The sequence below is a fragment of the Flavobacterium sp. genome (assembly GCF_044341185.1).
Lineage (GTDB): Bacteria > Bacteroidota > Bacteroidia > Flavobacteriales > Flavobacteriaceae > Flavobacterium.
The window spans coordinates 1-13,189 of the sequence record NZ_JBIISE010000012.1 but is presented as its reverse complement, the minus strand read 5'-3'; the positions used below and the strand labels follow the sequence as shown (position 1 = coordinate 13,189).

Below are 13,189 nucleotides of genomic sequence, written 5' to 3'. Positions count from 1 at the left end.
TAATTGTTGTGGGAAGTAAAAATAAATTAAAAAGATTCAACGAAAACGCTACGTTTTCAAATGTTTTTCAACCAACTCGTGAAGAAGTAGTTAGCGATAGTTTAGCATTAAAAGGAAAATGGAATTCAGATTTCTTTAAAAACGATAACCCAATTGTTCTTGAATTAGGCTGCGGGAAAGGCGAATATTCTGTAGGATTAGCAGAAAAATTTCCAAACAAAAACTTTATTGGAATTGATATTAAAGGTGCCCGATTTTGGCGCGGTGCTAAAACCGCTGTAGAAAACGGTCTAAATAATGTGGCATTTCTTCGTACTCAAATTGAATTAATTAAACATTGTTTTGAAGAAAATGAAGTAGATGAAATTTGGATTACCTTTCCAGATCCACAAATAAAATACAAACGCACAAAACACCGTATGACCAATTCTGAATTTCTTCAGAATTATAAAAAAATACTAAAACCTAACGGGTTGATGCATTTAAAAACAGATAGCGAGTTTATGCACGGCTACACTTTAGGGTTATTACACGGTGAAGGACACGAAGTTTTGTACGCTAACCATAACGTATACAACAACGCCGGAGCACCAGAAGAAGTAACAAGCATTCAAACTTTTTACGAAAGTCAGTATTTAAAAATAAACAAAAGCATAACTTACATTCAATTTAAAATAAAATAATGTCGATATTTTTAGCTTTTGCATTTGCAGTTTTGTTTTCGTTTGTGGGGGTTTTGCCTCCAGGAATTGTAAATATGACTGTGGCTAATTATAGCGTTAAAAAAACGTTATACAAAGCTAAAAAGTTTATCAATGGTGCTATTTTAGTGGTATGTATTCAAAGCGTTTTAGCGTTTTATTTTGCTACTTTTTTGGAGAGCCATCCGCAAGTAATGCAAAATTTAAAATTTGTAGGAAGTTTAGTCTTTATATTATTAACCTTGTTTTTTTTAGGTAAGGGAATTCAAAATGCCATTCATACTAAAGAAGCAATTAAAAAGAAGTCAGCAAAAAGCAAACTAAAACCCTTTTTACACGGCATTTTTATTTCGGGTTTAAACATTTTCCCAATTCCATATTATGCGTTTGTAAGTTTGTATTTATCGGCTTTTATTGAAGATTTTTTCACTAATTTAGTTGGTTTAGCATTTGTACTTGGTACAACTCTGGGCACATTTATTGTATTTATGGGGTATGCTTTTTTGTTCAGAAAAATCAAACATAAAGTAGCGTTTTTTATTAAAAACATAAATTTTATAATTGCTATCATTACCGGATTAATTGCCGTTTTCACGATTTATAATTTAAATAAGTAACTTGAAAATAAAAGAAGACAATTTTTTTGAACGTGTGTACGAAGTCGCCCGAAAAATCCCTTACGGGAAAGTAACTTCATATGGCGCTATTGCCAAAGCGTTGGGCGCAGGTCGTTCTGCAAGAATGGTCGGATGGGCTATGAATGCGTGTCACGGGCAAGATGATATTCCGGCACATCGCGTGGTCAATCGTTTAGGACTTTTAACTGGGAAACACCATTTTGAAGGGACTAATTTAATGCAACAATTGTTAGAAAGCGAAGGTATTCAAGTAATTGATAATCAAATAATAGATTTCAAAAAACACTTTTGGGAACCTGATTTTTAGATTATTTCTCTATATTTTAATTACATAAGAAATTCCTATACACGCATTAACAAACTTTTATCGTTTGTCATTTGTCATTTGTCATTTTCAAACTATCTTTGCAATTCAGATTCAGTTTAAATAAAAGTAAAAAAGTTTACACAATAAAATGAAATTAGATAGAAAAGAAATACTTACCGCATTAGAAACCATTTCAATTGCTGGTGAAGGAAAAAATATGGTAGAAAGTGGCGCGGTACAAAACGTAGTTACTTTTGGCGATGAGGTAGTTGTAGATGTAATTTTAACCACTCCGGCTTTACATATAAAAAATCGTGCAGAAGCTGATATTAAAAAGGTAATTGCCGAAAAAATTAATGCTAACGCAAAAGTTAAGGTAAATATTAAAGTAGAAGCTCCAACAAAAGAAGAAGCCAATACCATTAAAGGAAAACAAATTCCGGGAATTAGCAATATTATTGCAGTTTCTTCTGGAAAAGGTGGTGTTGGAAAATCGACTATTACTGCAAATTTAGCCGTTGCTTTATCCAAAATGGGATTTAAAGTAGGTATTTTAGATGCTGATATTTACGGACCATCTATGCCAATTATGTTCGATGTAGAATCGGCTAAACCCATTTCAGTTGAAATAGAGGGAAAATCAAAAATGCAACCCGTACAAAGTTATGGTGTAGAAATTTTATCCATCGGATTTTTCACCAAGCCAGACCAAGCAGTTATTTGGCGTGGTCCTATGGCTTCAAAAGCCTTAAATCAAATGATTTTTGATGCCAATTGGGGCGAATTAGATTTTATGTTAATCGATTTACCTCCAGGAACAGGGGATATTCACTTGTCAATTATGCAATCGTTGCCAATAACAGGAGCTGTTGTAGTTAGTACGCCTCAAGCGGTTGCTTTGGCAGATGCCAAAAAAGGAGTGTCTATGTTTATGTCCGATGCGATTCAGGTTCCCGTATTGGGAATTATCGAGAATATGGCATATTTTACACCAGAAGAACTTCCTGAAAATAAATATTATATTTTTGGAAAAGAAGGTGCCAAAAACTTAGCAGCAGATTTAGAGGTGCCGTTTTTAGGTGAAGTACCTTTAGTGCAAAGCATCAGAGAAGCAGGAGATTATGGAAGACCAGCAGCCATGCAAACAGGAACGATTTTAGAAACCGTTTTTGAAGAATTAGCCAGAAGTGTAGTAGCAGAAACGGTAAAAAGAAACGAAACATTACCTGCTACAGAGGCAATAAAAATAACAACAATGGCAGGATGTTCTGCTGTAAAAAAATAGACATTTTAAATTTCTTAGACATTTCAGTCTAAAAATCTAAAGATTCTAATCATCTAAAAGTCTAAATAAATGACAGAAATTGAAATAACCGAAAACATTGAGAAAGCTTTAGCTGAAATTCGTCCGTTTTTAAATTCAGACGGAGGCGATATTGAATTAGTAGAAGTTCTTGATGGCAAACACGTAAAAGTTAGATTACAAGGCGCTTGTACGAGTTGTAGTTTAAGCATTAGTACAATGAAAGCGGGTGTAGAAACTACCATCAAAAAGTTTGTTCCGCAAATAGAAACAGTAGAAAACGTTAATTAGTTATTAGTCGATAGTTTTAAAGTTAATTATTAAACTTTAGACTTTAGACATTTAGACTTAAATAAAATGATTGAAACAGATATATTAATAATTGGAGCAGGTCCTACAGGACTTTTTACTGTTTTTGAAGCCGGTTTATTACAATTAAAATGTCATATTATTGATGCACTTCCTCAACCAGGAGGACAGTTAGCGGAATTATATCCAAAAAAACCTATTTTTGACATTCCAGGTTATCCTGAAGTTTTAGCTGGCGATTTGGTTACCAATTTAATGGAACAAATTAAGCAATTTCAACCCGGTTTTACCTTAGCTGAAACGGCTGAAACAATAGAAAAATTAGAAGACGGTACATTTATTGTTACTACTAATAAAGGCACAAAACACAAAGCAAAAGCCATTGCAATTGCGGGCGGTTTAGGAACTTTTGAACCTAGAAAACCTGTTTTAAAAGACATAGAATTTTACGAAAATGAAGACCGAGGTGTCGATTATTTTGTAAAAGATCCAGAAAAATATCGAAACAAAAATATTGTAATTGCAGGCGGTGGTGATTCTGCGTTAGATTGGAGTATTTTTTTAGCAAACGTAGCCGCTTCGGTTACATTAATTCATCGAAGAAATGAGTTTCGTGGGGCATTGGATTCAGTAGAAAAAGTTCAGGAATTAAAATCTGCAGGAAAAATAAAATTAATCACACCGGCCGAAGTGTCAAGTTTGAACGGTAAGGAAAGAATCGAATCGATTACCATTGACACAAATGACGAACAAATGAATGTACCAGCCGATTATTTTATTGCTCTTTTTGGATTAACACCAAAATTAGGCGCTATTGCAAATTGGGGATTAGAGATTGAGAAAAACGCCATCAAAGTAAACAATGCCTTAGATTATCAAACCAATATTGATGGAATTTATGCTATTGGCGATGTAAACACCTATCCTGGAAAGTTGAAGCTAATTTTATGCGGTTTCCACGAAGCGACTTTAATGTGTCAAAGTGTGTATAACAGAATCAATCCAGGAAAACGATATGTATTAAAATACACCACAGTTTCTGGTGTAGACGGATTTGACGGAACAAGAAAAGAAGCTGAAAAAGCGGTTGTAAAAGCAATAGATTAATATGAGTCAAGACGTAACTATATTTATTACGGATAGAAACGGAGTGAAACACAAAGTTTTGGCCCCAACGGATATGAATATGAATGTGATGGAACTCATCCGTTCTTATGAATTAGCAGAAGAAGGAACAGTTGGAATTTGTGGCGGAATGGCTATGTGTGCTTCCTGCCAATGTTATTTACTTAACGATGTTTTAAAAACCGAAAGAAACGACGAAGAAGAAGCTATGTTAGCCGACGCCTATCACGTGAAAGATAATAGTCGATTAGGGTGTCAAATACATATTTCGGAAGACTTAGAGGGCTTGGAAATAGAAATAGCGCCAGAACAATAAAAAGAAGCGAGAAGTATTTCTCGCTTTTTTATTTTATTTATTGAAATGCCTGTTCCAAATCGGCAAGTAAGTCTGAAATGTCTTCTACACCTACGCTTAAACGCACTAAATCGTCTGTAATACCAATTTCTTTTCGCTTTTCTTCAGGAATTGAGGCGTGTGTCATTAAAGCAGGATGATTTGCTAACGATTCCACACCACCTAAAGATTCGGCTAACGTGAATACTTTTACTTTTTCTAACATTTTAATCGCATCGGCTTTCGCACCCGATTTAAAGGTAAAAGAAACCATACCGCCAAAACCACCAATCATTTGTTTCTTGGCAATTTCGTGATTTGGATGACTTTCTAATCCTGGATAATAAACAGTAGCTACCTTTGGATGATTCACTAAATATTCCGCTACTTTTGCTCCGTTTTCACAATGTCTTTGTACGCGTAAATGCAAGGTTTTTATCCCTCGTAATACTAAATAACTATCCATTGGACCTAAAGTTCCACCTGTTGCAAATTGAGCAAAGTGTAATTTTTCGCCTAACGCTTCATCTTTTACGATTAATGCACCAGCAATTACATCACTGTGACCACCTAAATATTTAGTTGCAGAATGCATTACAATATCTGCACCTAAATCTAAAGGTTTTTGTAAATAAGGCGTGGCAAAGGTATTATCTACTGCGAAAAGCAAGTTGTGTTTTTTAGTAATTTTTGCAATTTTTGCAATATCCGCCAATTTCATTAATGGGTTTGTTGGCGTTTCTACCCAAACCAATTTCGTATTTTCATTAATTAACGACTGAAATTTTTCAAAATTCGTCATATCAATAAAATGAAATTTTATCCCAAATTCTTGATATATACGCGCAAACATTCGGTACGTACCGCCATATAAATCGTCCATCGCAATGACTTCATCGCCTGGTTTTAAAAGTTTCATTACTGAATCCGTTGCCGCTAAACCAGAAGCAAAGGCTAAACCACGCACGCCATTTTCAATACTGGCTAACGCTTGTTCTAAAGCGGTACGAGTTGGATTCGCTGCTCTACTATATTCATATTCCGATAAAGGAACACCTGGACTTGTTTGTACAAATGTAGACGTTTGATATACGGGTGGCATTACGGCTCCAGTACTTGGATCGTGATGCTGATTCCCGTGAATTACTTTGGTGTTGAATTTCATTATTTTATATATTACTCTTTTATATTCCTTGTTGTTTGTCGCCTCGCAATTGGCGGTATTGTTTTCTGGCTTCCGTAAAATAAATACTTTCGGGATGTTCGAGAACTACTTTTTCGTATAAATTTTTAGCTTTTTCTAAATCGTTTAGCTGATTTTTATAAATTTCTGCCGAATAAAATAAGGCTTCATCAATATAAATTCCGTCTTTGTGATTGTCTAAAATGTATTGATAATAACCAATTGCTTTGGCAAAATTACCTAATTTTTCGTAATTTTTTGCTACTTTATACAACGTTCCGGCTTCAATAGATTGCCCTTTATGTTTTTCTAAAATTTGTAAAAATGCTTCTAATGCATCTTTTGGTTTGTTTTGATATTCTAATAAATCGGCTTTTGAAAAATCTTGTAACGCAACTTGAAGTGAATCTTCTGCAGAATTATCGCTAATTAACAAAAACAATTCTACAGCGTCATTCGCAATTAATTGGGTTGAAGCTTGTTTCAATTCGCCTGCTTGTTTTTTTGCCCAATTGAAATCTTTTTTAAAGAAGCTGGTTTTTGCCATTCGCATACTGGCTTCGTGCGAAAATTCATCATTAGGTAAATCGTTTTGAATTTGCGCGTAATAAATAATAGCTTGATTAAACTTTTCGTTAAATACAAAAACATCTGCCAATTCCATCTTTACTTTTGCTTTCTGACGAATATTTATTGACATTTCCATAGTTTCTTCTAAAAGTGCTTTTGCTTTTTCAAAATCATTCAAATAAAAGGCTTTAAAATGGGCTGCTAAAATTCGTAAATCTATGGCATAAGGGGAATTTCCAAACTGGCTTAATAACGTCTCAAATTTTGTTTGAATTAGTGGATAATTTTCTGGCTTTGCTATTGAAATTTCATTTTTTAACAGAAAAAATTGTGCATTTAAGATGGTTGATTCGTCCGTTGTATTTTGTAAAATAAATTGAAAAATAGCTTGTGCGGTTTCGTTTTCTTTTTCGTTTACACAAATTTGAGCCAGTTGAATAATATCGTCAAACGATTCTGGATTTCTTTTATAAATAGATTTTTCTTGAATAAAAGCTTTGTTATATTCTTTCAGATTTATGTATAACCAACTTAAAAACTGATTCCAATAAATGTCTTGTGTTTTTTGGGTGCGAAGTAAAAGTTCTTTTTTTAGTGAATTAGCAAACACATTTTCAGCATCATCTTGCATGAAAAATACCAATTGATTTTGTACACTTAAAGTTGAATTTATGTTAGCATAAGAGTAATCTAATAATTTTATTACCATCACATCTAAATTCCCCATTTGACCTTGAAGCAAAGCCATTTGGTAATCGAAATTCATACTTGAATTTGTTTTTTGTGCTACTTCATACGTGGAATACGCCTGAAGTAATAACGATTTTTGCTCAAAAGCTTGCCCAATTTGATAGGCATAATTGGGCTGTTTTTCAACTACTTCAATCGCTTTTTTATAATAGGATTCTGCTTTAATTGTGTCTTTTTGCAGTTGCGAATTGAATCCTAATTCAACAAAAATTATTGGTTGATTAGATTTATCTTTTTTACTTAAAAGTAATTTTTCTGCTTTATCAAATTGTTTTAAACCTTGAAAACAAGCAACTAATTTCTGAGTAAAATAGAAATTATTGGGTTGTTTTTTCTCCATTTCTTCATACAAAGATGCGGCTTTATCAAATTCACCTTTGTCAATATAATTTTGTGCCAATTGTTCGTTTTGAGCGACAACAAGTAGCGAGAAAAAGGACAATATGATGCTATAAATTTTTTTCATAAAAAGAATGCACTAAATTAACAAAAAATGGTTAACTCAGTGCATTATTAGTAAAGATTTAATATTAGTTTATAATATCAAATCCAGTATATCGTCTTAAAACTTCCGGAATTATGATGCCTTCAGGTGTTTGGTAGTTTTCTAAAATTCCTGCTAAAACGCGAGGTAGCGCTAAGGAACTTCCGTTTAAGGTGTGTGCTAATTGGTTTTTACCATTTGCATCTTTATATCTTAATTTTAATCGGTTTGCTTGAAAGGTTTCAAAATTAGAAACAGAAGAAATTTCTAACCAACGATCTTGTGCAGTTGAAAAGACTTCAAAATCATAAGTTAATGCCGATGCAAAACTCATATCGCCACCACATAATCGTAAAATACGGTATGGTAATTTTAATTCTTGTAATATTTCTTTTACGTGTTCCACCATTCCTTCTAAAGCAGCATAAGAATTTTCAGGTTTTTCTATACGAACAATTTCAACTTTATCAAATTGGTGTAAACGATTTAATCCACGAACGTGCGCACCATATGAACCAGCTTCTCTTCGGAAACAAGGCGTGTAACCTGTACATAAAATAGGCAAATCGTTTTCTGCAACTAAATCGTCTCTAAAAATATTTGTTACCGGCACTTCTGCTGTTGGAATTAAATACAAATTATCCGTTGCATCGTGATACATTTGTCCGTCTTTATCTGGTAATTGTCCCGTTCCATAAGCGGATGCTTCGTTTACTAAATGTGGTACTTGATATTCTTTGTAACCTGCATCGGTATTTTTATCTAAGAAATAAGAAATTAATGCACGTTGTAATTTAGCCCCTTTTCCTTTGTAAACAGGGAAACCTGCGCCAGTGATTTTTACACCTAATTCAAAATCGATAATATCATATTTTTTCGCTAATTCCCAATGAGGCAAAGCGCCTTCATGTAATTTTGGAACAACTCCCTCTTCAAAAACATTTACGTTTTCTTCAGGTGTTTTTCCAAAAGGAACAATTTCGGCTGGTAAATTCGGTAATTTGTATAATTCGTCTTGCAATTGACTTGCAATTGCATTTAAACTTTCGTTTAATAGTTTAGAATTTTCTCTAATTTGAGTCGTTTTTTCTTTTAAGATTTCGGCTTTGGCTTTTTCGCCATTTTTCATCATTTCGCCAATATCTTTGGATAATTTATTAGATTCAGCTAACAAATTGTCTAATTCTACTTGCGTATTTCTACGTTTTTCGTCTAATTCTACAATAAGTTCAACAATGGCAGTTGCCTCAAAGTTTTTTTTCGCCAAACGCGTAATTACTTCTTCTTTGTTTTCTCTAATAAAATGTACTTGTAACATGTTTGTTTGTTTTTGGAAAGCAAATGTAAGAAATTGTTGTAAATTTTTAGAAAAGTGCCCACACAAATGTATACAATCTTTTAAAATTAAAAAAAAATACCTAGTTTCGTGGTTTAATTTACAATAATGAAAAAATTTATTCATTTCTTTTTTCTTTTATCTGTTACTTTTTCTTTTTCACAAACTACAGAATTAGAATTTGAAAAAATGGTGGAATCCGAATCAAAATCGGCCGCATCAACGATGAATGTTCAAGTAAATCCGAACACACAAAATTATGATGTAACGTATCATGAATTACGGTTTACAGTAAATCCAAACAACACCACTGCTTCTATTAGTGGTATTGTAAAAACCACTTTTACTGCTTTAGCAAACATGAATACGATCACTTTTGATATGGCTACTCAGTTAGTAGTAAGTTCTGTAACTATGAATAGTGTGAATTTAACTTATTCTCAAAGTAATTACGAATTAAACATTAATTTTCCAAGTACCATTTCCTCAGGAACTAGTGCTTCAGTAATAATTACTTATGCGGGTATTCCGCCAACTGCTGAAGGCGCTTTTACAAGAAGCACGCACAACGGAACACCTGTTATATATACGCTTTCTGAACCTTTTGGTGCTAGAGATTGGTGGCCGTGTAAGCAAGATTTAAATGATAAAATCAATAGCTTTGATATGTATATAACGGCACCAGCTACTTTTAATAGCGTGTCGAACGGGTTAGAACAGAGCAGAATTGTAACAGGTGCTAATGCTACCACACATTTTAAGCATTTATATCCAATTCCGGCCTATTTAATTGTTTTAAATGTAACCAATTATGAGGTGTATAATCAACAAGGAGGTTTAGGAACTGTAGCCTCACCTTATTTTCCAATAATTAATTATTTATATCCAGAAACCAATACAGCTACCACACAAACACAATTAGGAGTTACGCCAACTATTATAAATTTTTTCGAAAGCATATTAGAACCCTATCCTTTTAGAAATGAAAAATATGGGCATGCTCAGTTTGGTTGGGGAGGCGGAATGGAACATACTACCGTTTCATCAATGTTTAATTTTAGTAGAGATTTAATTGCGCATGAAATGGCTCATCAATGGTTTGGAGATAAAATTACATGTGGTACTTGGAAAGACATTTGGTTAAACGAAGGGTTAACAGAATACATGTCTGGTATGGTGTATGAATTTTTAGATGGTGCTTCAACTTTTGTAAATTGGAAAAGCAATAAAATAACTAGTATTACATCACAACTTGGAGGCGCTACTTATTTAACAGATGCTGGCGCATTAAATGTAAACACAATTTTTAGTTCACGGTTAACCTACAATAAAGGTTCGATGATTACACATATGTTACGATGGAAATTGGGAGACGTGAAATTTTTTCAAGCATTAAAAAGTTATTTAGCTGATCCTGCTTTAGCTTACGGATATGCTGTTACAGCAAATTTAAAATCACATTTAGAAGCAGCGGATAATGGAAATAGTTTAACAGAATTTTTCAACGATTGGTTGTACAATCAAGGATATCCAACTTATACTATTACAGCTCAAAATTGGGGTACAGGACAAGTAAAGATTATTGTAAATCAAACGCAATCTCATTCTAGTGTTACTTTTTTTGAAATGCCTTTAGAAATTAGATTAACAGGAAGCGGAGCACAAGTTTTAGACGTTGTTGTAAACAATACAACCAACGCTCAAGAATTTATTGTTTCGGTTCCGTTTGTAGTAACTGGTGTTGCTTTTGACCCAAATAAACATATTATTTCTAAAAATAATACGGCTACATTAGGGACTGAAACTTTTGATATGAACTCGGCGATTTCTGTTTATCCGGTTCCTTCAGAAAACGAATTAACTATCCAATTCCCGAGTAACGTAACTTTATACAAAGTGGAAATTTATAATAATTTAGGGCAACTTTTAAAAACAGATTTCAAAAATATTCTTGATATTTCTGGACTTTCAAGTGGGGTACATTTTTTAAAAATAGAGACTTCTGAAGGTATATTTCATAAAAATTTCATAAAAAAATAGGGGAACCATAAAATAATATTAAAAAGTAAGGTGAAAACCTTACTTTTGTTTTTTAAATACAAATCAAAATTAAAATGATTCAAGTTGCACAAATACTTTTTATATTATCGGTTTTAGTAATTCTTCACGAATTTGGCCACTATATAACAGCAAAAATGTTTAAAATGCGAGTAGAAAAATTCTACTTGTTTATGGATGTTGGTTTTTCATTATTGAAGAAAAAAATTGGGGAAACTGAATGGGGAATTGGCTGGTTGCCATTAGGCGGCTACGTAAAAATTTCGGGGATGATAGACGAAAGTATGGATGAAGACCAAATGAAACAAGAGCCACAACCTTGGGAATTTCGTTCAAAACCAGCTTGGCAACGTTTAATTGTTATGTTGGGCGGAATCATAGTTAATATTTTATTGGCTTGGTTTATTTACACAATGATGTTTTCTACTGTAGGACAAAAATATATTTCTACAGATAAAATTCAGAAAAACGGATTGGCTTTTGGTAAAATAGGTCAAAGTGTAGGGTTTAAAAATGGCGATAAAATTGTTTCAATTGATGGCGATTTACAACCAAAATTTAATTGGGCTGTAATTGATGTTTTATTGAGTGATGAAGTGATAATAGACAGAAACGGAACAGAAGTTAAATTAAATTTGACAGATGAACAAAAAGGTGAAATTTTAGGAAGTGAAGGGAAAAACTTTATCCAACCAAGAATTTCAAAGATTGCTATTGATTCTGTAACGCCAAAATCTGAAGCGGCTAAAGCCAAACTTTTAAAAGGCGATGTAATTCAATCTGTAAACGGCAAACAATTTAGTTATTTTGATGTTTTTGCAGAAGACTTAAAAAATTTAAAAAACGACTCAATCAACATAGTTGTTGAAAGAAATTCTAAGTTAGTAAATCTAAGAGCAAAAGTAAATGCTGAAGGCAAATTAGGGTTTGTGCCTAAAATCCAAGATAAATTTGATTTTCAAATTACCAACAAACTTTCTTTTAGCGAAGCAGTTTCAGCTGCAGTAAAAGAATCATATCAATTGTTAGTATATAACGTTAAACAGTTTAAATTAATATTAAAACCGGCAACTGGCGCTTACAAACAGGTTAAAAGTCCAATTGGAATTGCACGTCAATTACCAGATTCTTGGGATTGGGAATTTATTTGGAATTTCACTGCTTTATTTTCTATTGGCTTGGCTTTTATGAATTTATTACCTATTCCTGGTTTAGATGGCGGACATGCTTTATTTACAATTGTAGAAATGATTACCGGTAAAAAATTATCAGACAAAGCGGCGGGTTACGTACAAACTGGGGGTATGATTTTTCTACTTTCCCTAATGGCACTAACGTTTGGAAAGGACATTTATCAATTGATTTTAGACAAATTAGTAAATTAAAACAAAAAAGTGTTTAAATATTTTTGATAGATTAAAAATTCAATTATATTTGCACTCGCTTAAATAAAGAAGCAACTTCCTTCTTAGCTCAGTTGGTTAGAGCATCTGACTGTTAATCAGAGGGTCCTTGGTTCGAGCCCAAGAGAGGGAGCAAAACAAAACCCGATTCGAAAGTGTCGGGTTTTTTTGTGGTTAATCGTGAATTAAGGTATTACTATGTTTTTGTTTTTTATTTATAACCACTTCACTCCAAAATAGAAATTAATTTCTCTAATTTTATTAATTCTTTATCTAGATTGAATATTAATAACAATAGAATTTTAAATTTTTGCTAAAAATTTTTATTTTTGCAGAATTAATACTACAAAATTTCATTTATTTTTATTGTTCTATGCAAAAAATATTTTTCTCAAAGATAAAAATAATTTTTATATTTTTTCTTTTATTTTCTTTCACAGTTGTTGAAAGTCAAAATTTAATTAGCGTTCCTTTTACAAATGGATTTGTTGGTGACAATACAGCAAACAATCAATCTGCAAATACTTATTATTTAAGCGGAGCGTCTGGTTTAGGTTGGACAAATGTTCAATTTGCACAAAGTTCATCTTCAAATATATTTGTTGCTCAGGGTAATGATATTATAGGTATGGTAATTATTACAGATGCTAATGGTGTTGAACATACCATTACTGGTTTTGTCAAATGG

The 13,189-nt window shown here is 32.8% G+C and carries 13 protein-coding genes and 1 tRNA gene; 11 read left to right on the top strand and 3 right to left on the bottom strand.

Annotated elements, in window-relative coordinates:
• Positions 1 to 8 precede the first annotated feature (8 nt).
• The 7 genes from trmB to ACIQZ1_RS03985 all read left to right on the top strand — a co-directional run bounded on the left by trmB (position 9) and on the right by ACIQZ1_RS03985 (position 4,699).
• Positions 9 to 683 (top strand): tRNA (guanosine(46)-N7)-methyltransferase TrmB, encoded by a 675-nt coding sequence (trmB, locus tag ACIQZ1_RS04015; RefSeq protein ID WP_396159295.1) that lies wholly within the window; start codon positions 9 to 11, stop codon positions 681 to 683.
• Positions 683 to 1,318, top strand: a complete 636-nt coding sequence (locus ACIQZ1_RS04010; RefSeq protein ID WP_396159293.1) for a LysE family transporter — start codon at positions 683 to 685, stop codon at positions 1,316 to 1,318. The genes trmB and ACIQZ1_RS04010 overlap by 1 nt, the downstream gene beginning before the upstream one ends.
• 7 nt (positions 1,319 to 1,325) lie before the next feature.
• Positions 1,326 to 1,646 (top strand): MGMT family protein, encoded by a 321-nt coding sequence (locus ACIQZ1_RS04005; protein WP_353168093.1) that lies wholly within the window; start codon positions 1,326 to 1,328, stop codon positions 1,644 to 1,646.
• A gap of 148 nt (positions 1,647 to 1,794) precedes the next feature.
• Entirely contained in the window at positions 1,795 to 2,931 is a 1,137-nt protein-coding gene (locus ACIQZ1_RS04000; protein WP_396159291.1) for a P-loop NTPase, read from the top strand.
• 69 nt (positions 2,932 to 3,000) lie between these two features.
• The gene (locus ACIQZ1_RS03995; RefSeq protein WP_291242258.1) at positions 3,001 to 3,240 is read left to right on the top strand and encodes a NifU family protein; all 240 of its coding nucleotides are present in this window, start codon (positions 3,001 to 3,003) and stop codon (positions 3,238 to 3,240) included.
• Positions 3,241 to 3,306: 66 nt separating this feature from the next.
• Positions 3,307 to 4,365 carry an NAD(P)/FAD-dependent oxidoreductase gene (locus ACIQZ1_RS03990; protein WP_396159289.1) on the top strand — a complete coding sequence of 353 codons (1,059 nt, stop codon included), beginning with the start codon at positions 3,307 to 3,309 and terminating at the stop codon, positions 4,363 to 4,365.
• A 1-nt stretch (position 4,366) separates the two neighbouring features.
• The gene (locus ACIQZ1_RS03985) at positions 4,367 to 4,699 is read left to right on the top strand and encodes a ferredoxin (protein WP_396159287.1); all 333 of its coding nucleotides are present in this window, start codon (positions 4,367 to 4,369) and stop codon (positions 4,697 to 4,699) included.
• A gap of 37 nt (positions 4,700 to 4,736) precedes the next feature.
• On the opposite strand, the gene ACIQZ1_RS03980 is transcribed toward ACIQZ1_RS03985, so the two are convergent.
• The 3 genes from ACIQZ1_RS03980 to serS all read right to left on the bottom strand — a co-directional run bounded on the left by ACIQZ1_RS03980 (position 4,737) and on the right by serS (position 9,022).
• A complete protein-coding gene (locus ACIQZ1_RS03980) occupies positions 4,737 to 5,882 on the bottom strand; it encodes a cystathionine gamma-synthase (RefSeq protein ID WP_396159285.1) in 1,146 nt (381 codons plus the stop codon).
• Between the two features lie 19 nt (positions 5,883 to 5,901).
• The gene (locus ACIQZ1_RS03975; protein WP_396159283.1) at positions 5,902 to 7,686 is read right to left on the bottom strand and encodes a tetratricopeptide repeat protein; all 1,785 of its coding nucleotides are present in this window, start codon (positions 7,684 to 7,686) and stop codon (positions 5,902 to 5,904) included.
• Between the two features lie 64 nt (positions 7,687 to 7,750).
• Positions 7,751 to 9,022 (bottom strand): serine--tRNA ligase, encoded by a 1,272-nt coding sequence (serS, locus tag ACIQZ1_RS03970; protein WP_396159281.1) that lies wholly within the window; start codon positions 9,020 to 9,022, stop codon positions 7,751 to 7,753.
• Between the two features lie 126 nt (positions 9,023 to 9,148).
• On the opposite strand from serS, the gene ACIQZ1_RS03965 reads away from it, so the two are divergent.
• From ACIQZ1_RS03965 to ACIQZ1_RS03950, 4 genes are all read left to right on the top strand, one after another.
• Positions 9,149 to 11,080 (top strand): M1 family aminopeptidase, encoded by a 1,932-nt coding sequence (locus ACIQZ1_RS03965; RefSeq protein WP_396159279.1) that lies wholly within the window; start codon positions 9,149 to 9,151, stop codon positions 11,078 to 11,080.
• 74 nt (positions 11,081 to 11,154) lie between these two features.
• Positions 11,155 to 12,483 (top strand): RIP metalloprotease RseP, encoded by a 1,329-nt coding sequence (rseP, locus tag ACIQZ1_RS03960; RefSeq protein WP_396159277.1) that lies wholly within the window; start codon positions 11,155 to 11,157, stop codon positions 12,481 to 12,483.
• A 77-nt stretch (positions 12,484 to 12,560) separates the two neighbouring features.
• Positions 12,561 to 12,634 (top strand) — tRNA-Asn (locus ACIQZ1_RS03955).
• Positions 12,635 to 12,874: 240 nt separating this feature from the next.
• The coding region (locus ACIQZ1_RS03950) for a hypothetical protein (RefSeq protein WP_396159275.1) at positions 12,875 to 13,189 on the top strand (315 nt) is incomplete at its 3' end.

Bases quoted from the DNA above. Each gene is read 5' to 3' on its own strand.
- ACIQZ1_RS04010 (WP_396159293.1), top strand. From the start codon at position 683: ATGTCGATATTTTTAGCTTTTGCATTTGCAGTTTTGTTTTCGTTTGTG.
- ACIQZ1_RS04000 (WP_396159291.1), top strand. From the start codon at position 1,795: ATGAAATTAGATAGAAAAGAAATACTTACCGCATTAGAAACCATTTCA.
- ACIQZ1_RS03995 (WP_291242258.1), top strand. From the start codon at position 3,001: ATGACAGAAATTGAAATAACCGAAAACATTGAGAAAGCTTTAGCTGAA.
- ACIQZ1_RS03990 (WP_396159289.1), top strand. From the start codon at position 3,307: ATGATTGAAACAGATATATTAATAATTGGAGCAGGTCCTACAGGACTT.
- ACIQZ1_RS03985 (WP_396159287.1), top strand. From the start codon at position 4,367: ATGAGTCAAGACGTAACTATATTTATTACGGATAGAAACGGAGTGAAA.
- ACIQZ1_RS03980 (WP_396159285.1), bottom strand. From the start codon at position 5,882: ATGAAATTCAACACCAAAGTAATTCACGGGAATCAGCATCACGATCCA.
- ACIQZ1_RS03975 (WP_396159283.1), bottom strand. From the start codon at position 7,686: ATGAAAAAAATTTATAGCATCATATTGTCCTTTTTCTCGCTACTTGTT.
- serS (WP_396159281.1), bottom strand. From the start codon at position 9,022: ATGTTACAAGTACATTTTATTAGAGAAAACAAAGAAGAAGTAATTACG.
- ACIQZ1_RS03965 (WP_396159279.1), top strand. From the start codon at position 9,149: ATGAAAAAATTTATTCATTTCTTTTTTCTTTTATCTGTTACTTTTTCT.
- rseP (WP_396159277.1), top strand. From the start codon at position 11,155: ATGATTCAAGTTGCACAAATACTTTTTATATTATCGGTTTTAGTAATT.